The following is a 19,259-nucleotide window of genomic DNA, read 5'->3' as shown; positions in this document are numbered from 1 at the left end:
TGTGTCTGTCTATATGGATCATGCCGCCACTACCCCCCTTGCCCCCGAGGCTCTGGCTGCCCTGACGCGAGAGCTGTCGCGGACAGGCAATCCCTCGTCTCTGCACGGTTCCGGCCGGCGTGCGAGGCGCTCCGTGGAGGATGCCCGTGAGACCATCGCGGCGGCGGCCGGGGCCCACCCCTCGGAAGTGATCTTCACGTCGGGCGGTACCGAGGCGGACAACCTCGCCGTCAAGGGCCTGTACTGGGCCCGGCGAAGCGACAACCCGGCACGACGGCGCATCCTTTGTTCCGCCGTCGAACATCACGCAGTCCTGGACACGGTTGAGTGGCTGCAACGGCACGAAGGTGCCGACGTCACATGGCTTCCCGTGGACTCCGACGGTGTTCTGGACCTGGCGGCACTGAAGGCCGAGCTGGCGCGCGAGCCGCAGTCCATTGCCTTGGTAACGGTGATGTGGGCCAACAATGAAGTGGGCAGTGTCCAGCCCGTCCGGGACATTGTTGAGCTGTCGCACGCGGCGGGTGTGCCGGTGCATTCCGATGCTGTGCAGGCCTTCGGGACCCTGCGGGTCGATTTCAAGGCGTCGGGACTGGATGCGATGTCCATTTCCGGACACAAGATCGGCGGTCCGGTGGGAGTGGGGGCACTCTTGCTGGGGCGGGCCGTGAAGCTCACACCGGTCCAGCACGGCGGTGGGCAGGAACGCGATGTCAGGTCAGGCACCCTGGACACCGCGTCCATCGCGGCGTTTGCAGCCGCTGCAGAAGCAGCCACCGGGATTCTCGACGCGGAATCCGGGCGGATCGCGGCCCTCCGGGACCGGCTGATCGACGGCGTTCGTGCTGCCGTGCCCGAGGCAGTATTGCGGGGCCCGGCCGGCGACGGACGGTTGCCCGGCAACGCGCATTTCACTTTTCCGGGCTGCGAAGGCGATTCCCTGCTTTTCCTGCTGGATCTTGCCGGCGTGGAGTCATCGACAGGGTCTGCCTGTACGGCGGGCGTTCCCCGGCCATCGCATGTGCTCCTCGCCATGGGGCTGGACGAGGGAACAGCACGGGGTGCGCAGCGCTTTACCCTCGGGCACGCGTCATCAGTCGCCGACGTCGACGCCCTGCTGGCCGCACTCCCGGGTGCCTATGCGCGGGCTCTCCAGGCGGGGATGGCCGGCCACGAGTCCTCGATCCAGACCGCTGCCACAGTTGCCCGTCAGGCGGCCGGAAGCAGCTGATCCAAAGGCGTATCGGCGTCCGCCAGCGTTTCCGGGGTGATCCGGGCGCGGGCTGAAATCAGTGCCTTGATGGTCTTCTGTGCGCCGGGTTTGATGGAGCGGGGCCAATTGACGCTCATCCCCGCCACCACCCGGCCGTCCTGTTGCCAGAACGCCATGAACTCCCTGGCTTCCAGTGAGCCGCGGATCACCGGCGCCGCTCCGGCCGCCAGCGTGGGGAATCCTGAATACTCCATGCTGACGTCAAACTGGTCCGTGTAGAAGTACGGAATCGCGTCCAGCGTGACGTCCTGGCCCAGCATTGACTTCGCCGCCACCTTCCCGCCATTGAGGGCGTTGGACCAGTGCTCGCTGCGGTGGTGTTCGCCGGTGAAGGGGTGCAGGGCATTGGCCACGTCACCGGCTGCAAAAATGCCCGGCGCGCCGGTCCGCAGCGAGGCATCGGTCAGGATACCGTTTTTGAGATCCAGCCCGGCAGTTTCGGCCACTGCCGTGTCCGGGACAACGCCCACGGCGATGATTACCAGGTCCGCCGGCAGGAGCTCGCCGGAATCCGTGACCACCCCCGTCACAGTTCCGGATTTACCGGTGATCTCCCGGGCAGATGCAGGCAGCCTGAACTGCACTCCGTTGGCCCCGTGCAACGAGCGGAAGAATCCACCCAGCTCGGGGCCGATTGCTGCACCGAGCGGTATATCCTCCAATCCCAGCAGGGTGACGTGGTTGCCGTAGATGGTGGCTGCCGCAGCGAGCTCCATGCCGATCCAGCCCGAACCGATCATCACCACGTTCCTGCCGCCGGCCTCCAGCTTCCCGCGGAGCAGGCGGCTGTCGTCCAGCGTCCTGAAGGTGGTGACGCCCTCGAGTCCGCTCCCGGGCAGCAGAATATGGCGGGGGAATGAGCCGGTGGCGAGGAGCAGCGCGCTGTACTTCAGGGAACTGCCGTCGCCGATGCGTACGGTTCGGGAGCCGGGGTCAACACCGGTGACCGGAACGCCCAGGCGCAGTTCGACGTCGTTCTCCGCGTACCAGCCGTCCGGCACCACCGGGACGCTGTCCTCCGCCGCCTTGCCCAGCAGATACTCCTTGGAAAGCGGGGGCCGAAGGTACGGGTGATGGGCCTCGGCCCCGAACAGGGTGATCCTTCCGGTGTACCCCTCAGCGCGGAGCGTCCGGGCGGCCGTGGCGCCGGCCAATCCGGCTCCGGCGATGACAATATTTTCGGTGTCTGCGGCAGGCATGGGTGGGCTCGATTCTTCCGGCGGGCCGTCCGCTGGCAGCCCTCGAATTCTAAAACCAGTAGTCTTGACGCTAGAAGCATTCGAGCCGGCCGTCAAGGTATTTTGAGGCCGCATTCCGCCAGGCAGTAGAATAGACGGGCAAGCATTGTGTCCGGCCCGTGGCCGGGACCCTGCCGCTGCCAGCACATCCCTCACTTTTCCTACAGAAAGCCAGCATGCGAGTTCTTGCAGCCATGAGCGGCGGAGTAGATTCCGCCGTCGCCGCCGCCCGCGCCGTCGAAGCAGGGCACGACGTCGTTGGGGTCCACCTCGCGCTGTCCAGGATGCCCGGCACCCTGCGGACCGGCAGCCGCGGCTGCTGCACCATTGAGGACTCGCGCGATGCCTGGCGCGCCTGCGACGTGCTGGGAATCCCCTACTACGTCTGGGACTTCTCGGAGCGATTCAAGGAGGACGTGGTGCAGGACTTCATCGACGAATATGCCGCCGGCCGCACTCCCAACCCCTGCATGCGCTGCAACGAACGCATCAAATTCGCCGCACTCCTTGAGAAGGCAATCGCCCTCGGCTTTGACGCCGTCTGCACCGGCCACTACGCCAAGGTGATCGAGGATGCCGACGGCAACGTTGAACTTCACCGCGCCGCCGACTGGGCCAAGGACCAGAGCTACGTGCTAGGCGTTCTCACCCACGAACAGCTCAAGCATTCCATGTTCCCGCTGGCCGACACCCCTTCAAAGGCCGAGGTGCGGGCCGAAGCCGAACGCCGGGGCCTGTCTGTGGCCAACAAGCCGGACAGCCACGACATCTGCTTCATTCCCGATGGCGATACCGCCGGCTGGCTGGCCGAGAAGATCGACATGACCACGGGCGACATCGTTGACGAAACCGGGTCCAAGGTGGGCGAGCACCCGGGCGCCAACGCCTTCACAGTGGGTCAGCGCCGCGGCCTGAAGCTGGGTACTCCTGCGGCCGACGGCAAGCCGCGGTTTGTGCTCGAAATCCGGCCGAAGGAAAACAAGGTTGTGGTGGGGCCGGAGGCGCTGCTGGCCATTGATGAGATCCGCGGCATCAAGGTTTCCTGGGCCGGTCTGCCCATTGACGAGGTAAGCACCGGTGCGGAGTTCGACTGCTACGCGCAGGTCCGCGCCCACGGGGATCCCGTCCCGGCGAAGGCCCACATGGAGCAGGTTTCCGGCGACGACGGTGTGCTTCGCCGGAACCTGGTGGTCACACTGACCGATCCGCTGAGGGGAGTGGCACCGGGACAGACCGTGGTCCTCTACCAGGGGAGCCGGGTGCTGGGCCAGGCAACCATCGACGCCGCCCGTTCCCTGCAGCGCGCGGAGCTATAGGGTGCACTGACCCGCTCAGGGAGCGTTAAACGGCGGCGGCCCGAGGATCTCAAGTCCGCCGTTCACCCTGCCGGATTCGCGAACACGGTCAAAATCGACGACGCCGAAGCCGGGCTCGTCTTTGTGCAGCAGTTCGCTGGCACCCAAGTAGAAGGCCTGAGCGCTTCCCCGGGTGTGCAGGCACAGGAGCCGTGCTCCCACGGACAGAACCATAAACGCGTGCGGCACGCCACGCGGCACCATGACAAAGCAGCCGGCTCCCAGCCGGTGTTCTGCCCCGTCAACATTCATCAGAATCTCTCCCGACAGAACGTACATGCTTTCATCCGACTCAGGATGAGTATGCATCGGCGTCACCTTGCCCTGTGTCATTTCGTCTTCGAAGAGCAGGAAGGCACCGCCTGTTTCGGACTCTGTAGCCGGCCAGGTGTGGGTTCCGCCGCCAAGGAACCAGCGGCGCTCTGCGTCTTCGGCCTGGCGGACTATTGCAGGAGCTGGTTTTGTAGTCTCCACGGCGCTCGCCTTTTCAGTGAAATGAGCTTATGGGACTTATGTCCCATAACAAGACTGGAGTACCATAACGCACATGTCAACCCCTTATCTTGAGACCGGCCGGGCCGGTCAGAAGCGACGGACCCGCGACGCGCTTGTTGCCGCCGCGAGAGAGCTTGTGGCCGCTGGCCTTGCGCCCACGGTGGATGAGGCTGCACTTACTGCCGGAGTGGCGCGCAGCACCGCATACCGCTATTTTCCGGGCCAAAGTGAGTTACTGGCCGTTGCCCACCCGGAGACGGTGCGCGAATCGTTGCTGCCCGCGGAGCCGCCGAGAGATCCTGCGGAACGACTGGACGCTGTCGTTGTGGAGTTCATCAGTCTCATTCTGGACACGGAAGCGCAGCAGCGGACCATGCTCAGGCTGTCCCTGGAGCCAAGAAGCCCGGGCGCCGAACGGCTGCCGCTAAGGCAGGGCCGGGCCATCGCCTGGCTCACCGAGGCTTTGCAGCCTCTGGCCCAGACTCTACCGGAGGGCGGCGTCCGGCGGCTTGTACTGGCCATCCGGAGTGCAATCGGAATTGAAGCCCTGGTATGGCTCACGGACGTAGGCGGACTCACCCGCAAGGATGCGGCCGACTCCATGCGCTGGTCCGCCATGGCACTGCTGGAACAGGCGCTGGCTGTAGGTCCGCCCCGGTCCTGAAATCAACCTGCAGGATCCTGTCAGGTAAATTTTGTGTCTCATCTCACAAGATGTAACGATTCACCGTGCAACAGTCTGATTGAATCAAGGGATCAGGACAGCGCGCCTCCCAAGCGGTTCACAAGTTCTGCCCGGGGTGGCGCGCGCGTACTCATCGAACAGAAAGTTCACAGATGGCAATGAACAAAAAGGCCTTGCAAAGCGCTATCGCGCTGGCAGGCGTTTCCGCATTTGCATTGACTGCCTGCACGGGCCCGTCCGGCGGCGGAACATCCACCGGCGGCGCCGGCGGTGGCAGCATTACCTATGGCACCACCGACAAAGTGGTCACCCTTGATCCTGCCGGTTCCTATGATGCCGGTTCCTTTATGGTCATGAACCAGATTTACCCGTTCCTGATGAACCAGAAGCCCGGATCAGCAGAAGCCGTCCCAGACATCGCGGAATCCGCATCGTTCACTTCGCCGACCGAGTATACGGTCAAGCTCAAATCCGGGCTCAAGTTCGCCAACGGCCACGCGCTGACGTCCTCCGACGTGAAGTTCTCAATCGACCGGATCGTCAAGATCAACGACGACAACGGCCCGGCGTCGCTGCTCAGCAACCTGGCCTCGGTCACCGCCAAGGACGACAACACCGTCGTCTTCACGCTGAAGGCCGGCAATGACCAGGTCTTCCCAAGCGTGCTCGGGACCAACACCGGTCCGGTCATCGACGAAGAGGTCTTCCCGGCCGACAAGCTGATGGCCGACGACGAGATCGTCAAGGGGAAGCCGTTCGCCGGCCCGTACACGATCGAGAGCTACAAGAAGAACGAGCTCATCAGTCTCAAGGTTAACGCTGACTACCAGGGCCTGCTGGGCAAGCCCGCCAACGACGGCGCCACGATCAAGTACTACGCGGACTCCAACAACCTCAAGCTGGATGTCCAGCAGGGCAACATCGACGTCGCCGGCCGCAGCCTGACCGCGACCGACGCCGCAGACCTTGAAAAGGATTCGAAGGTCAAGGTCCACAAGGGCCCGGGTGGCGAACTGCGCTACATCACCTTCAACTTCGACACCATGCCGTTCGGTGCCAAGGCTGCCGGCGCCGATCCGGCCAAGGCACTTGCCGTCCGCCAGGCGATGGCCAACGTCGTCGACCGTGACGCGATCGCCAGCCAGGTCTACAAGGGCACGTACCTGCCGGCCTATTCTGTTGTTCCTGATGGACTGCCCGGTGCAGCCAAGCCACTAAAGGACATGTACGGCGACGGCACCGGCAAGCCCAGCCTCGATAAAGCCAAGAAGGCCTTCAGCGATGCCGGCGTCACCGCCCCTGTCACCCTGAAGCTGCAGTACAACCCGGACCACTACGGCAAGTCTTCGGGCGACGAATACGCCATGATCAAGGAACAGCTGGAGAAGTCGGGCCTGTTCAAGGTCGAACTGCAGTCCACGGAGTGGGTTACCTACTCCAAGGACCGCACCAAGGATGTGTACCCGGTCTACCAGCTCGGCTGGTTCCCGGACTACTCCGACGCCGACAACTACCTCACGCCGTTCTTCATCCCGGGCAACTTCCTGAAGAACCATTACGAGAACCCCGCCGTCACTGACCTGATCACCAAGCAGCTGGTCACCAGTGACAAATCCGAGCGTGAAAAGGTGCTCGGCGAGGCCCAGACGGCCGTCGCCAAGGACCTCTCGACTCTGCCTCTGTTGCAGGGCGCCCAGCTGATGGTCGCCGGCAAGGACATCAAGGGTGTTGAGAAGACTCTTGATCCGTCCTTCAAGACCCGACTTGGCGTGATTTCCAAGTAGGTCTCCACCCCATCAGGTTCTGACCAGCCAAGGAGGCGGGGCGCCTACTCGGCGTCCCGCCTTTCTTGCTGGTTGGGCCACAACTCGTTCCGGTGCACGCTGTGGGTTCCGGGAACACAACTTTAGGTACCAATGACAACACTTATTGAGGCGCCGCCAACCGACGCCGACGGCCTCCTGCCGTCAAAGAGAAAGTCGTCCGGTGGGGGACTGGGCCAATACATCCTGATCAGGTTCCTGCTGATCTTTCCGACCATTCTCATCCTCGTGACCATGGTGTTCTTCCTGATGCGGATCACCGGTGACCCCATTACGGCTGCCCTGGGCGGGCGGCTTCCGCCGGAGCTGCTGCAGGAACGGATCCATTCCGCCGGCTACGACCGGCCCATCTTCGTGCAGTACTTCGAGTATCTCGGGCAGCTGCTCACCGGCAACTTCGGCACGACGCTGTCCGACAACCGGAAGGTCTCCGAGATGCTCACCACCTATGGTGCGGCCACTCTCGAATTGTCCATCAACGCGGTGCTGGTAGCGCTGCTCGTCGGCATTCCCCTGGGCATGGTTGCCGCGCACCGGCGTGACAAGGCTCCCGATGCGGTGCTCCGGATCTTCGCCATCCTCTGCTACGCCACTCCGGTCTTCTTCGCCGGCATGCTGCTCAAGCTGACCTTCTCCGTCTGGCTGGGATGGCTGCCGGTTGCCGGGCGCGCCAAGACCTCCAGCGAACTCGCCCTCAGCGCGCTCCAGGCGCCCACCGGCATCTACTGGCTGGATGCTATCCGAAGCGGCAACATGGCCGCGCTGGGCGACGTGGTTGCTCACGCCGTACTCCCGGCGCTCGCGCTCGGCCTGCTGACAGCAGGCATCTTCCTGCGGCTGGTGCGCACCAACGTGATCGGCACCCTCGGCAAGGACTACGTCGAAGCCGGCCGTTCGCGGGGTGTCAGCGAATTCCGCCTCGTCACCAAGCACGCCTACAAGCCGGCCCTCATTCCCATCATCACCGTGATGGGGCTCCAGATTGCCGTGCTCCTGGGTGGCGCCGTGCTGACGGAGACCACTTTTGAATGGAAAGGGCTCGGCTTCCAGCTGGCCAATTACCTCACCGCCCGCGACTTCGTGGCAGTCCAGGGCATTGTGGTCCTGCTCGCCGTCATCGTGGCCGTGACCAACTTCATCGTGGACATTGTTGCCGCGCTTATCGACCCCCGCGTGAGGTACTGACATGAGCACTGAACCCATCACCGAAGGCTACAAGGACCCGCGGGGCTCATGGTTCCGGCGGCTGCCGGTCGTCTCGCATTTCAACAAGAGCGTGGGCCTGCAGCGGGGCATGCTGGTGGGCGGACTGGTCCTCACCTGCTTCTTCCTGCTCACCGCCATTTTCGCGCCGCTGATCGCTCCATATGGCTTTTCCCAGATTTCCGACGCCGACGGCAGCTTTCCTGCGCAGGAGGCACCTGGAGGCAAACACCTGATGGGCACCACCGTTGGCGGCTACGACGTCTTCTCCAGGGTCGTCTGGGGTGCGCAGACCGCCGTCATGGTGATCGTGGTGGCCGTGGTCATGTCCATCTTCATCGGTGTGGCACTGGGCCTCGTCAGCGGCTACCTCGGCGGCTGGCTGGACCGGATCCTCGTGGTCATCGCCGACGCCGTCTATGCCTTCCCATCCCTGCTTGTGGCAATCGTCATGGCAATCGTGATCAGTGGCGGCCGGTCCAGTCTCCTGGGCGGCATCCTCGCGGCGGCGATCTCCATCACCGTGGTCTTCATCCCGCAGTACTTCCGGGTCATCCGCGCAGAGACCATCCGGTTGAAAGCGGAGCCGTTTGTGGAATCCGCAAAAGTGGTCGGCGCGTCCAACATCCGCATCATGAGCCGGCACATATTCACGAACGCCACGCGCACGCTGCCGCTGATCTTCACGCTCAACGCCTCCGAAGCGATCCTGACCCTCGCGGGCCTGGGCTTCCTGGGCTTCGGCATCGAACCGACGTCGGCAGCCGAATGGGGCTTCGACCTCAACAAGGCGCTGGCAGACACCACGTCCGGCATCTGGTGGACCGGCGTATTCCCCGGTCTGGCAATCGTCCTCACCGTAGTCGGCCTGACCCTCGTGGGGGAAAGCATTAACGACCTCAACGATCCCCGGCTCCGCGGACGCAAGCGCGCCGGCGGCAAAGCCGGAAAAAATGCCAAGGGGACCACCCAGGCGGCGCTTGAAGCAGAATCGAGAACACCATGACCATCAACATCGGTTCGGTATCGGACCAGCACAGCGCCGGTGACCGGCCCGTACTGGAAATCGAAAACCTCAGCGTTACGTTTGCCACTGACGGCGGTGACGTCTACGCCGTCAAGGATGTCAGCCTGGATGTCAGGGCCGGAGAAGTGGTGGCCATCGTGGGGGAGTCGGGTTCCGGCAAGACCGTCACGGCAAAGACCATCCTTGGCCTGCTGCCCGAAACCGCCACAAGCGGCGGCGCGGTGCTCATTAACGGCAACAACGTCATCAGCGTCAGCGCTGCCAAACTAAGGCAGATCCGCGGCCGCGACGTGGCTATGGTGTTCCAGGAACCGTCCACGGCGCTCAACCCCGTCTTTACCGTCGGGTGGCAGATCGCCGAAGGCATCCGTGCCCACGCGGGCAGCAGCGGCGGAAAACGGGTTACAGCCAAACAGGCCAAGGCGCGGGCCATTGATGCACTCCGAAAGGTGGGCATCCCTGACCCGGAGACCCGCGTCAACTACTATCCGCACCAGTTCTCCGGCGGGCAGAAGCAACGCGTGGTTATTGCCGCGGCCCTGGCCTTGAACCCCGGGCTGATCGTGGCCGACGAACCCACAACGGCCCTGGATGTCACCGTTCAGGCCGAGATACTCCAGCTGCTCCGGGATCTGCGGGATGCATACGGCACCTCCATCGTGCTGATCACACACAACATGGGTGTGGTGGCTGACCTCGCGGACCGGGTAGTGGTCATGTACCAGGGCGACGTTGTGGAGGAAGCTCCGGCGAGGGTCCTGTTTGCGGAACCGAAGCAGGACTACACCAAAAAGCTGCTGGCCGCCGTGCCGCACCTTGGCCGGAACTCTGCGTCGGAAGGCATGACCGAGCGCGCCCACCAGGGCGGCAAGGTGCTCGTGGAGGCAAAAAACCTCACCATTGAATACCCCGGCCGGCTGGGCAGCCCATCGTTCAAGGCCGTGGACGGTGTCAGCTTTACGGTCTCCGAGGGCGAAGTCTTCGGGCTCGTCGGGGAATCGGGTTCGGGCAAGACCACCATCGGCCGTGCCATCGCCGGCCTTAACCGGACCACCGGCGGAAGCCTCAAGGTGCTGGGCTACGAGATGCTGAACCTCAAGGAGCGGACCTTCAAGCCGCTCCGAAAAGAGATCGGGTTCGTTTTCCAGGATCCTGCGGCGTCCTTCAATCCGCAGCTGACCATCGGTGACTGTGTAGCGGAACCGCTGATTATCCACAACAATCCCACCCCGGCGCAGGCGCGCAAGCGCGTGGCTGAACTGCTCGAATCAGTCCAGTTGCCGGCGTCGTACGCTGAACGGTTCCCGCACGAGCTGTCCGGCGGACAGCGCCAGCGGGCGTCGCTGGCCAGGGCACTGATCCTTAACCCGAGGCTGCTGATCGCGGATGAGCCGACGTCGGCGCTGGACGTCTCGGTGCAGGCTAAAGTGCTTGAGCTGTTCAAGGAGATCCAGCTGGAGTTCGGGTTTGCCGCACTGTTCATCAGCCACGATCTCGCCGTGGTGGACATCCTGTCCCATTGGGTGGGTGTGCTGTACAAGGGCAAGCTGGTGGAGCAGGGGATCGGCACCCAGATCATGGGCGCGCCGCAGCATGACTACACGAAGCGACTCATCGCCTCGCTCCCGGTGCCCGATCCGGATGAGCAGGCCAGGCGACGTGAAGAGCACCGGGCGCTGCTTGGGATCTAGCCGTACGCTCGTGCATTAGCCCAGTGCCCGTCCTCCGTTCCGAAGGGCGGGCACTGCCGTGGTGGGCGTCACTCGGACACCACCTTGATGTTGAACATCCTGTCCCCCTGGCTGGCGTAGAGGCGCAGCCATAACGGCATCCACATTTCCAGCCCGCGGGCCGAATCAAGAGAGCCAAGATCCCTGATGTGCTCAGGGCGCCAGCCGAATTCGCGCAGGATGCCGGCCACCTCTTCCTTGGCATCCACGTCATTGCCCGCCAGAAAGGCATCGTGGTCGCCGCCGGCGAGCCGGTCCGGGTTCACCATAAGGTCGGCGCGCATGGTGTTGAGGGCTTTGACCACGCGGGCCTCCGGGAAAGCCCGCTGGATTGTCTCGGCCAGGCTGTCGGTATTCTGGATGGTAAGCGACGGCGGGAAGCCGGCAGAAAAATCCAAGGGATTCCCGACGTCGATCAGCACCTTGCCTGCAAGGTTCGCCGCCCCGGCAGCTTCGAGTACTGCGACGGACACTGCCCCGCCGGTGGCGTTGATGACCAACTCGGCGCCGGCGGCAGCCCCGGCGAACGTAGCTGCCTGCGCGTTCTCGCCGGCACCAGCGGCCCATTGAGCCGCGATAGGATTGGCGGCATCCCGGGATCCCATGGCGACGCTGTGCCCGAGCGCGGCCAGTTTGCCAGCCAGTGTCCGGCCAACAATGCCGGTTCCAAGTACCGCAATTTTCATTTCTGCCTCCGCAATCGGCGCATCAGTGGATACCTCCATTGTGGTCCTGTTCGCCTACTTGCGGAGCGGCTTAACACCCACGTGGTTTTCCGGCCGTGCCCATAGACTGGAATCATGACCCCGCACAGCCACAATCTTCCCGATGCCGAATCCTTCGACGCTGCCGCCAGCTCCTTGGCGGGACACATCGACAACTCGGTTATGGCGGAACTGTTGTCCATCCGGTCAAGTATCGACAACATCGATGCCACGCTCGTGTATCTGCTGGCGGAACGGTTCAAAGCCACGCAGAAGGTCGGATTCCTCAAGGCGGCGCACCGCCTTCCCGCTGGCGATCCCGGGCGTGAAACCGCGCAGATTGCACGCCTCCGGCGGCTAGCGGAAGAAGCGCATCTCGATCCTGCCTTCGCTGAGAAATTCCTGAACTTCATCATCGGCGAAGTCATCCGGCACCACGAAGCCATTGCGGAAGATCACCAGGCGACGGCAGGCAAGCAGGACGTCCGGAGCACAGGCCTCTCCACCGGCCCCGCAACGTCTGTGGACGCCTGACGGTGGCTCCTCAGCGTGAGATAACAGAACTCCCGGTACCGGATCAGGTCACGGCCACAGCCCTCGGACCCTGGCCGGGCGAAGACCCCGTGGAAGCCACGCGGATCATCCGTGGCGAGTTCGGCGGCCCGCACCTGCCTTTCCTGGCGGAGTTTCCGGACCGCGGGGTGGGCTCCGATGCGCTCGGCCGTACAGCGTCGCTGCTCGTGGAAATGTCCGTTGATGTGCAGCCCTATGGCTGGCGGATAGTGGACCGGCCGGGGCGCGATCTCATCCGCGCCCGGTCAGCGCTGGCCACGGACATCAACGTGCTGGCTGATATTGCAGGCGTTGAGGACAGCCCGGCGGCAGAGTTCAAAGTGCACTTGCGCGGACCGCTCAGTCTTGCGGCGGGACTCCACCTCCACAACGGAGAGCGTGCGCTGATCGACTACGGTGCGCGGCGCGATATTGCAGAATCCCTTGCCGCCGGGGTGGGCGACTACCTCGGCCGCATTGCCACGGCTGTGCCTGGTGCACGGCTTGTGGTGCAGCTCGATGAACCCGATATCGCCTCGGTACTGGCCGGCACCATTCCGACGTCGAGCGGCTACCGGACGCTGCGGTCAGTCGACGGCCAGGAAGCCACCGAATCCTGGCGGGTGGTTGTTGACGCCGTCCGCGCCGCCGGGGCTGCCGAAATTGTGGTGGCGGTCCCGGAAATCGAGGCGCCCTTCGAACGTATCCTCGCGGCCGGCGCGGACGGCATCGCTGTTCCCCTCAAGGCGCTGACATCCCGTCAATGGGAGCAGCTGGCCGGTGCGGTTGAGGCCGGAAAACGGCTCTGGGCCGGTGCGTTGCAGGTGGACAGTGCCGGGTTGCCCAAGGTATCCGACGTCGTCGACAACGTCTGGCGCCCGTGGCGGCAGCTGGGATTGCCGGCGTCCTCGCTCAGCACGCTGCGCGTTACACCGTCGGACGGATTGGCGGGCCACACGCCGCAATCGGCAACAGAGGTACTCGTCCGGCTGACACAGGTCGCGGACGGGCTGAACCAGCTGTCCATGGGATGACCGGTGCCGGGTCAACCGGCGGCGGGCCCACTGGCTCCCTACGCTGACGCTGGATCAGCTTCGCCACTCCCAGCGGTCCGGCTGCGCCACGCGTGGAAGAAACCCCGGTGCTGAATTGCCGCCGGGGTAGGGCTCAAGACGGTAGTCAAAGCCTCCCGCGTAGACAAGTACGAGCCCGAGTTGGGGCTGGATGACCTTAACCTGGATCCGGTGCCTGCCATGCTCTCCTTCCGCACCGTCCCACGACTGTTCCGCATATGCCTTGGCGTCCTGAGCGGCGGGCAGAGGGATCCGAAACCGCCCGAGGAACAGACGGGAGGCCCCCGAAACACCACGAAGCCTGCCCTCCGCGGTGACGCTCAGGTTCAGGTCCGTGACCAGCCGCCGGTACTTGCCCACATAGTCCACCAGCCGAGGCTTGTCGCCGGTGTTCGTGGCGCTCGTGGTGTCCTGGAAAACCCGGGTGTGGCCAGGGAAGAAAATCTCCCGCCGGGCCGTCAGGCTGGAGCGTCCGAACGGATCCAGATGAGCGTGGTTTTCGATCCGGAACGGCACAGATTCTCCGTATTCCGGGAAGAACGCCTGCTCGCCTGCCGTCAATTTCAGCAGCGGACTCAACCAGCGCTGCCGGCATCCCACTACATCGAACATACCCTCGCCTACTCCATAGTGGCCGGAGCCGGGGGCGAGTGAAAAGTATTCCTGCAGTTCAGGCTGAAGCAGGCCGAAGTCCTGGCCCAGAGCCTGCTGGTGGATGGACGCGCCGCTCACAATCTGCCCGCCGCCTTCAGACGGATGTAAGTGTCCGCCAGCAGCGGCGGTAACTGATGAGGTTCGGCGTCCACAACCTCGACACCCAGCTGGCGGAGCTGAACGCTGACGGCTTCGCGCTCGAGCAGCGCACGTTCGGCGGCTGCCGCCCGGAAGACATCAGCGGCGGTGGTCCGCTCGAGCAGCATGGTCCCCAGCATGGGGTCACGGACGGAGGCCACTACCACAAGGTGCTGTTGGGCGAGTTGTGCGGCCATGGGGAGCAGCCCTTCCTCCGGAGCACCGCCGTCCAGTGACGTCAGGAGGACCACCAGCGAGCGGTGCGCCGATACGGCACGGACCTGGCCAGGAATCTGCTGCCAGTCGAGTTCGATCAGCTCCGCTTCCAGCGGAGCCATGGCCTGGACCAGCCTGCCCAGCAGATTTCCCTTGCCAGCGGAGCCCACCCTGCCGCGCGTCCTCCGGTCGAACGCGAAAAAATCCACTCTGTCCCCGCCTCGCTCGGCGAGAACCGCCAGGAGCAGTGCAGCCTCAATACCGGTGTCAAGGCGTGGCTCGTCGTCGATCCTTGCTGCGGCGGTCCGGGAGGTATCCAACATGATGACCACGCGCCGGTCCCGTTCGGGACGCCAGGTGCGGACCACAACGGCAGAGCGGCGGGCAGTGGCACGCCAGTCGATGGAGCGCACATCATCGCCGCGGACGTACTCACGGAGCGAATCGAATTCGGTCCCCGCACCGCGGATCTGAACTGCGGCTTTGCCGTCGAGCTCACGGAGTCTGCGGAGCTTGGACGGAAGGTGCCGCCGGGAGTTGAATGGTGGCAGGACGCGCAGGGACCCTGGGCAGGGCACCGTCTTTTGGCGGGCGCCCAGCCGGAGCGGGCCGAACGAGCGCAGCGTCACGTGGGGAGCTGACAGGTCACCACGCCGCACGGGCTGGAGCCGTACGGTCATGCGGCGACTTTCCCCGGCCGGAACGTCAAGGTCCTGTCTGGGGTTCGCCGCCCCGGCAGATGGCTGCCACCCATCGCGCACCAGGGCCCGGAGGGCGCGGTTTCCGTTGTTGCGGACCGTAAGCACCGATTCCACGGTGCCTGTCAGCGTGACATTTCCCGGTGCCTGCCGCTCCATTGCGATGCTCTTCAAGGATGCGGCGAACCCCAGCTCAAGTAACAACAAAGCGCCAAGCGCCAGCAGTACCAGCAGCACCGTCCACCAGCCTGGAACGAGCAGCACCGGGGCAAGGCCGACGAAGGCAAGGAGTACAAACCGTCCCGAAATCGCCATCGCAGTCAGCGGGGGACGGGTACTGAAGCCAGGATGCTGCCCAGCACATCGTCCACCTGCACGCCGTCCATCTGGGCTTCGGGCCGCAGCGCAACCCGGTGCCGGAGGCATGGGAGCGCCAGTGCCTTGACATCGTCCGGGGTGACGAAGTTGCGGCCGGACAGCCATGCCCATGCTCTCGAGGTGTTCAGCAGCGCGGTAGCTCCTCGCGGCGACACACCCAGCTGGAATGAGGGCGCCGAACGTGTGGCTCGGACAAGGTCAACGATGTAGCCCAGGATCTCCGGTGCAACCGTGACAGCGGCCACCGCGTGCCGCGCCCGTTCCAGCTCATCCACGCCGGCGACGGCCCGCACTCCTGCGGCCAACAGATCCCGGGGGTCGAAACCGGAAGCGTGCCGCCGGATGACTTCAATTTCGTCCTCCCGCCCAGGCAGATGCATGGTGAGTTTCAGCAGGAAGCGGTCAAGCTGTGCTTCGGGCAGCGGATAGGTGCCCTCGTATTCCACCGGGTTCTGAGTCGCAGCCACAATAAACGGCGCCGGCAACTTCCGGGAGACCCCGTCTACCGAGACCTGGCGCTCTTCCATGGCCTCCAGGAGCGACGCCTGCGTTTTGGGCGGTGTCCTGTTGATCTCATCCGCCAGCAGGATGTTGGTGAAAACCGGCCCCTCGCGGAAACTGAACTCAGAGCTATGGGAATCGTAGACGAGTGATCCGGTGACATCGCCGGGCATCAGGTCCGGAGTGAACTGGATGCGTTTGGTGTCCAGATTCAATGCCGCAGACAGGGTGCGGACCAGCAGGGTTTTCGCAACCCCGGGCACCCCCTCGAGCAGTACATGCCCGCGTGAGAGCAAGGCGATGAGCATCCCGGTGACAATCGAATCCTGGCCAACAACAGCTTTGGCCACCTCGTGCCTGACGTCCAGCAGTGCCTGACGCACAGGATCCCGAAGCTGTGAATCGTCGTTCCGCGGCGGGGCAGCCGGCGGCCAGGTTGTGACGGGTGTACTGCCATAGGTGTCACGGGCGGAGCCGCTTGGTTCGTTCATCGGGCACTTACCTCTTTCTCTAGTCGGTCCAGCTTCTGTGCCCAGTGCACCAGCTCGGTCTCAGTACGTGGATGGGCGTTGAGCAGCGCGTCTGTATCAGCCACTGGCCTGCCAAGACAGCGTGCGGCTGCCGACACAACGTCCCCCGCCTCCGCGCCCGCACCAAGCCGGAGAGCTTTCGCCAGCCGGACCAAGGCCCCTGCCCTGAGATTGTCTCTGGCCCGGTCCACTGCATGGGCGTCATGGTACAGACGTGCTCTGCCTTCCACTGTCTCAATGGCCTTCACCACAACTGGAAGCGGCTCAAACACCAGCGGTCCCATCCTCCGTCCGCGCCACAGCATTGCAAGCACGGCCCCGAAAACGAGCCAGGGGCCCAGAAACGCCAGCCAGTCCGGGGCAAGTTCGTCCAGGGTCGGCGGCGAATCAGCCGCCGCGACGTCAGCAAGGCCGGGGAGGTACCAGATCAGATCCGTGGTGGGGCCCAACGTCCGCAGGACCAGCGCGGCGTTGCCGTGGTCGTCAAGGCGGCTGTTGCTGACGATGTTCGTGCTGCCCAGCACTATCAGCCGGCCGTCATCGGATGACGCGTAAAGCCCACCGTCATTTCCGGCCGGACGGTAGCACACGCCGCTGCCGGTGTAGAGGAATCCGGATTCCGCGGTGACAGTACCTGCTGCATTCGGGTCTGAGAAGCTGCACCCGGGTTCCAGCGTGGACGCCCACGAAGGCACCACTCCTGCCTGGCGGATTCCGGTGTCCAGCCCTGTGAGCGTGTTGAGCCGCGGTGTTACCACCACCAGCCTGCCGCCCTTGTTCCTCAGCTGCTGCAACCGGGCATGGTCCAGGAAGCCGTTGCGGTCGTACAGCAGGACGGTTGAGCCGGGGCGGGCGGCCAGAGCGGCATTGGTGTCCTTGAACGAGTCCGAAGGCTGAACGTCCACACCCTGACGTCCAAGAATTTCAACGACAGCCTTCGCACCGTCGGGAGCGGCGTTGTGTGCGGACAAAGGAACGGCATCTCCGCGGGGCTGCAACTGGGCGGCGAGGGTAATCAGCAGCGCAAAGGCGAAGACCGTGCCGATCACGATCCTGGACCGGTGCCTTGTGAACCATTTGCAGGCACGTAGCACAGGAGACGGGGAGGCGCCGGGTGGCGTCCCGGGTTCGGAAACCGCCGATTGTCCGGCTTTCGGTCCGGGCACGGTCATCGGGGGACCGTAAAGCTTCCGGTGCCGGTCGTGTCACGGGCCGGCTTTAACGAGACGAGCGAGAGCTCCAGATCCACGATGGCTGCGTAATCACCGGCGTCTGCATCTGCCCGCCCATAGCGGATGGCATCAAAAGTCCGGGCGGCTTCGTTCAGCCTGTCCGCTGCGGCGCCGTAGGAATGGGCCAGTTGCCCTGCCACCTCGTCCGCTGTCCGGCCGGGCCGGGGCTCTATGACATCCCGGTCCTCTGCGGACCGCACCAGGGCGCGGAACTGATCGACGACGGCGGCACGCCAGTCGCCGCGGGCCGCAGAGGCTGCTGCGCGCTCGCGGTAACCGGCCGAACTGACCGCATTGTCGGCGTCGAACATGTCAGTTCGCGGTCTGAGGCTCGGATTAAGGCGCGGGCGGACCAGAACTATCGCGACGCCGATCAGTACCGCTATGACCACCCCGATCAGGGGAGCCGCCGCGGTCCCGTCCACGCCTGCACCGCTGCCGTCCAGAGAGCGGAGCCAATCCGTCAGCTGCTTCCATAAACCATCGATCCAGCCGGGCCAGGCATGGCTGTAGTCCGGTTTTGACAGCTCCTCCACGGCCCAACGGCGTGCTTCTTCGCGGTCGGGGAGGACCGGCGTCTCAGCCCGCATCCGCGGATGCCCCGTAGTCCGGCAGTCCTCGTCCGGGTACTCCGTCGGGGTCGGCCCCGGTTTCAAGCAGTCGGAGCAGGACGATGTCCAGGCCGTCCTTCCGCATGCGGAGATCCATGTAGAGCAGCGCCATCACCGAGGTCTGGAAGGCATATCCCACTGCACCAATCAGGGCGGCGACGATTGCGGACACGATTCCCACCGCCACAGCTGCCGTGGCCGCCTGTGACGCGCCACCGTGGGGAGACACCACGGTGGAGAGGAATCCGGAGAGCAGGCTGATGGGGATCATCACAATCTGCGCGATCACGCCCACCATGATGCCCACTACGAGGGTGATGCCCAGGATGCGCCACCAATTGCCACGGGTGAGATGCCAGGACCGGCGGATTCCATCCAATGCGCCGATTTCCTCCACCACAATGACGGCGGGCGCCACCATCAGCTTGACGTAAACCCAGATCATCACCACAAAAAGCCCCAGTGCAAGCGGCAGGAGAATAATTGCTGAAATTCCGCCCAGCGCGGTGATCAGGGCAGCTGCTGTCACAACAAACAATGTTGCAGCCAGCAGACCGCCGAGAAAAAGGATTCCGGCCAGCCGGATCAGGGCCCCCGCCCGGGAACGCGCCAGCGCCCACATCTGCCTGAAGCCTGTTTGCCGGTTGAGGATGGACCTGGCCACCGGGACTACCATGGCCCCCTGCAGTACTGCGGAAATTATCAGGGTGAGTATTGCGAAAACCAGCGCTCCGCCGGCAACGCCGAAGCCGAGCGCTGCCAGATCCGAGTTCTCTCGGCCTGCTATCCACGCCTCAATTGATCCGGCGGAAACGGTGGTAAAGGCCGTGACTGCCGCTGTGACAATGGCACTCAGCGATTGGGCCAGAAGGGCCGCCCCCAACATTGCCTTGGCGTTGCGCCGGATGGTCTGGAAGGAGCCGTCCATGATTTCGCCGAACATCAGCGGACGCAACGGAACAATGCCTGGTTTCGGCGGAGCAACGTACAGGGGCTGCCGGTGCTGCGGCATGTCGGGGCCGGCTGGCGGCGCACCCCATTGAGGCTGGCCGCCCCACGCTGGCGGCGTATTCGGATCCTGCTGCGACAACCTGTTCCTCCCCACAAGACTCGGCCCGGGCGTTTTGGGCGGCCGGAAGATCA

At 64.3% G+C, this 19,259-nt stretch carries 18 protein-coding genes; 9 read left to right on the top strand and 9 right to left on the bottom strand.

Annotation, left to right across the window (positions count from 1 at the left end; translation table 11 throughout):
• Position 1 precedes the first annotated feature (1 nt).
• A complete protein-coding gene (locus V3C33_12005; GenBank protein XAS66225.1) occupies positions 2-1,231 on the top strand; it encodes a cysteine desulfurase family protein in 1,230 nt (409 codons plus the stop codon).
• On the opposite strand, the gene V3C33_12000 is transcribed toward V3C33_12005, so the two are convergent.
• Positions 1,210-2,472 (bottom strand): FAD-dependent oxidoreductase, encoded by a 1,263-nt coding sequence (locus V3C33_12000; protein ID XAS66224.1) that lies wholly within the window; start codon positions 2,470-2,472, stop codon positions 1,210-1,212. The two genes, V3C33_12005 and V3C33_12000, sit on opposite strands and share 22 nt — an antisense overlap.
• Positions 2,473-2,687: 215 nt before the next feature.
• On the opposite strand from V3C33_12000, the gene mnmA reads away from it, so the two are divergent.
• Positions 2,688-3,827, top strand: coding sequence for a tRNA 2-thiouridine(34) synthase MnmA (gene mnmA, locus V3C33_11995; GenBank protein ID XAS66223.1), 1,140 nt, complete (start codon positions 2,688-2,690; stop codon positions 3,825-3,827).
• Between the two features lie 15 nt (positions 3,828-3,842).
• Here mnmA and V3C33_11990 read toward each other — a convergent pair whose 3' ends face one another.
• A complete protein-coding gene (locus tag V3C33_11990; GenBank protein XAS66222.1) occupies positions 3,843-4,340 on the bottom strand; it encodes a cupin domain-containing protein in 498 nt (165 codons plus the stop codon).
• 73 nt (positions 4,341-4,413) lie between these two features.
• Between V3C33_11990 and V3C33_11985 the strand changes: the two genes are divergently transcribed.
• The 5 genes from V3C33_11985 (at position 4,414) to V3C33_11965 (ending at position 10,790) form a co-directional block, all read left to right on the top strand.
• Positions 4,414-5,025, top strand: coding sequence for a TetR/AcrR family transcriptional regulator (locus tag V3C33_11985; GenBank protein XAS66221.1), 612 nt, complete (start codon positions 4,414-4,416; stop codon positions 5,023-5,025).
• 173 nt (positions 5,026-5,198) lie between these two features.
• The gene (locus V3C33_11980; GenBank protein ID XAS66220.1) at positions 5,199-6,830 is read left to right on the top strand and encodes an ABC transporter substrate-binding protein; all 1,632 of its coding nucleotides are present in this window, start codon (positions 5,199-5,201) and stop codon (positions 6,828-6,830) included.
• Between the two features lie 132 nt (positions 6,831-6,962).
• Complete coding sequence (locus V3C33_11975; protein ID XAS66219.1) at positions 6,963-8,054, top strand: ABC transporter permease; 1,092 nt, start codon at positions 6,963-6,965, stop codon at positions 8,052-8,054.
• Position 8,055: 1 nt separating this feature from the next.
• The gene (locus V3C33_11970) at positions 8,056-9,078 is read left to right on the top strand and encodes an ABC transporter permease (GenBank protein ID XAS66218.1); all 1,023 of its coding nucleotides are present in this window, start codon (positions 8,056-8,058) and stop codon (positions 9,076-9,078) included.
• A complete protein-coding gene (locus V3C33_11965) occupies positions 9,075-10,790 on the top strand; it encodes an ABC transporter ATP-binding protein (GenBank protein ID XAS66217.1) in 1,716 nt (571 codons plus the stop codon). The genes V3C33_11970 and V3C33_11965 overlap by 4 nt, the downstream gene beginning before the upstream one ends.
• Positions 10,791-10,858: 68 nt before the next feature.
• On the opposite strand, the gene V3C33_11960 is transcribed toward V3C33_11965, so the two are convergent.
• The gene (locus V3C33_11960; GenBank protein ID XAS66216.1) at positions 10,859-11,554 is read right to left on the bottom strand and encodes an NAD(P)-binding domain-containing protein; all 696 of its coding nucleotides are present in this window, start codon (positions 11,552-11,554) and stop codon (positions 10,859-10,861) included.
• A gap of 75 nt (positions 11,555-11,629) precedes the next feature.
• Between V3C33_11960 and V3C33_11955 the strand changes: the two genes are divergently transcribed.
• Both V3C33_11955 and V3C33_11950 read left to right on the top strand, forming a co-directional pair.
• Positions 11,630-12,067, top strand: a complete 438-nt coding sequence (locus V3C33_11955) for a chorismate mutase (GenBank protein XAS66215.1) — start codon at positions 11,630-11,632, stop codon at positions 12,065-12,067.
• A gap of 2 nt (positions 12,068-12,069) precedes the next feature.
• Entirely contained in the window at positions 12,070-13,119 is a 1,050-nt protein-coding gene (locus V3C33_11950) for a hypothetical protein (GenBank protein XAS66214.1), read from the top strand.
• 54 nt (positions 13,120-13,173) lie between these two features.
• Here the strand turns inward: V3C33_11950 and V3C33_11945 are convergent, their stop codons facing one another.
• The 6 genes from V3C33_11945 to V3C33_11920 all read right to left on the bottom strand — a co-directional run bounded on the left by V3C33_11945 (position 13,174) and on the right by V3C33_11920 (position 19,128).
• Positions 13,174-13,890, bottom strand: a complete 717-nt coding sequence (locus tag V3C33_11945; GenBank protein ID XAS66213.1) for a DUF4166 domain-containing protein — start codon at positions 13,888-13,890, stop codon at positions 13,174-13,176.
• Positions 13,887-15,179 carry a DUF58 domain-containing protein gene (locus tag V3C33_11940; protein XAS66212.1) on the bottom strand — a complete coding sequence of 431 codons (1,293 nt, stop codon included), beginning with the start codon at positions 15,177-15,179 and terminating at the stop codon, positions 13,887-13,889. The genes V3C33_11945 and V3C33_11940 overlap by 4 nt, the downstream gene beginning before the upstream one ends.
• Before the next feature lie 5 nt (positions 15,180-15,184).
• Positions 15,185-16,234 (bottom strand): MoxR family ATPase, encoded by a 1,050-nt coding sequence (locus tag V3C33_11935; GenBank protein ID XAS66211.1) that lies wholly within the window; start codon positions 16,232-16,234, stop codon positions 15,185-15,187.
• Positions 16,231-17,322, bottom strand: coding sequence for a DUF4350 domain-containing protein (locus tag V3C33_11930; protein XAS66210.1), 1,092 nt, complete (start codon positions 17,320-17,322; stop codon positions 16,231-16,233). Before V3C33_11930 ends, V3C33_11935 begins: the two co-directional genes overlap by 4 nt.
• Positions 17,323-17,441: 119 nt before the next feature.
• A complete protein-coding gene (locus V3C33_11925) occupies positions 17,442-18,095 on the bottom strand; it encodes a DUF4129 domain-containing protein (GenBank protein ID XAS66209.1) in 654 nt (217 codons plus the stop codon).
• On the bottom strand, positions 18,085-19,128 hold the full coding sequence (locus V3C33_11920) for a hypothetical protein (protein ID XAS66208.1): 1,044 nt from the start codon (positions 19,126-19,128) through the stop codon (positions 18,085-18,087). Before V3C33_11920 ends, V3C33_11925 begins: the two co-directional genes overlap by 11 nt.
• Positions 19,129-19,259 lie beyond the last annotated feature (131 nt).

Source organism: Micrococcaceae bacterium Sec5.7 (genome assembly GCA_039636785.1).
Taxonomy (GTDB): Bacteria; Actinomycetota; Actinomycetes; order Actinomycetales; family Micrococcaceae; genus Arthrobacter.
This window is presented reverse-complemented; position numbering and strand designations above follow the sequence as displayed.

What these genes read in the sequence shown, in the direction of transcription:
- V3C33_12000 (XAS66224.1), bottom strand. Translation starts at nt 2,472, where the DNA reads ATGCCTGCCGCAGACACCGAAAATATTGTCATCGCCGGAGCCGGATTG.
- mnmA (XAS66223.1), top strand. Translation starts at nt 2,688, where the DNA reads ATGCGAGTTCTTGCAGCCATGAGCGGCGGAGTAGATTCCGCCGTCGCC.
- V3C33_11985 (XAS66221.1), top strand. Translation starts at nt 4,414, where the DNA reads ATGTCAACCCCTTATCTTGAGACCGGCCGGGCCGGTCAGAAGCGACGG.
- V3C33_11980 (XAS66220.1), top strand. Translation starts at nt 5,199, where the DNA reads ATGGCAATGAACAAAAAGGCCTTGCAAAGCGCTATCGCGCTGGCAGGC.
- V3C33_11975 (XAS66219.1), top strand. Translation starts at nt 6,963, where the DNA reads ATGACAACACTTATTGAGGCGCCGCCAACCGACGCCGACGGCCTCCTG.
- V3C33_11970 (XAS66218.1), top strand. Translation starts at nt 8,056, where the DNA reads ATGAGCACTGAACCCATCACCGAAGGCTACAAGGACCCGCGGGGCTCA.
- V3C33_11965 (XAS66217.1), top strand. Translation starts at nt 9,075, where the DNA reads ATGACCATCAACATCGGTTCGGTATCGGACCAGCACAGCGCCGGTGAC.
- V3C33_11960 (XAS66216.1), bottom strand. Translation starts at nt 11,554, where the DNA reads ATGGAGGTATCCACTGATGCGCCGATTGCGGAGGCAGAAATGAAAATT.
- V3C33_11955 (XAS66215.1), top strand. Translation starts at nt 11,630, where the DNA reads ATGACCCCGCACAGCCACAATCTTCCCGATGCCGAATCCTTCGACGCT.
- V3C33_11940 (XAS66212.1), bottom strand. Translation starts at nt 15,179, where the DNA reads ATGGCGATTTCGGGACGGTTTGTACTCCTTGCCTTCGTCGGCCTTGCC.
- V3C33_11935 (XAS66211.1), bottom strand. Translation starts at nt 16,234, where the DNA reads ATGAACGAACCAAGCGGCTCCGCCCGTGACACCTATGGCAGTACACCC.
- V3C33_11925 (XAS66209.1), bottom strand. Translation starts at nt 18,095, where the DNA reads ATGCGGGCTGAGACGCCGGTCCTCCCCGACCGCGAAGAAGCACGCCGT.
- V3C33_11920 (XAS66208.1), bottom strand. Translation starts at nt 19,128, where the DNA reads ATGCCGCAGCACCGGCAGCCCCTGTACGTTGCTCCGCCGAAACCAGGC.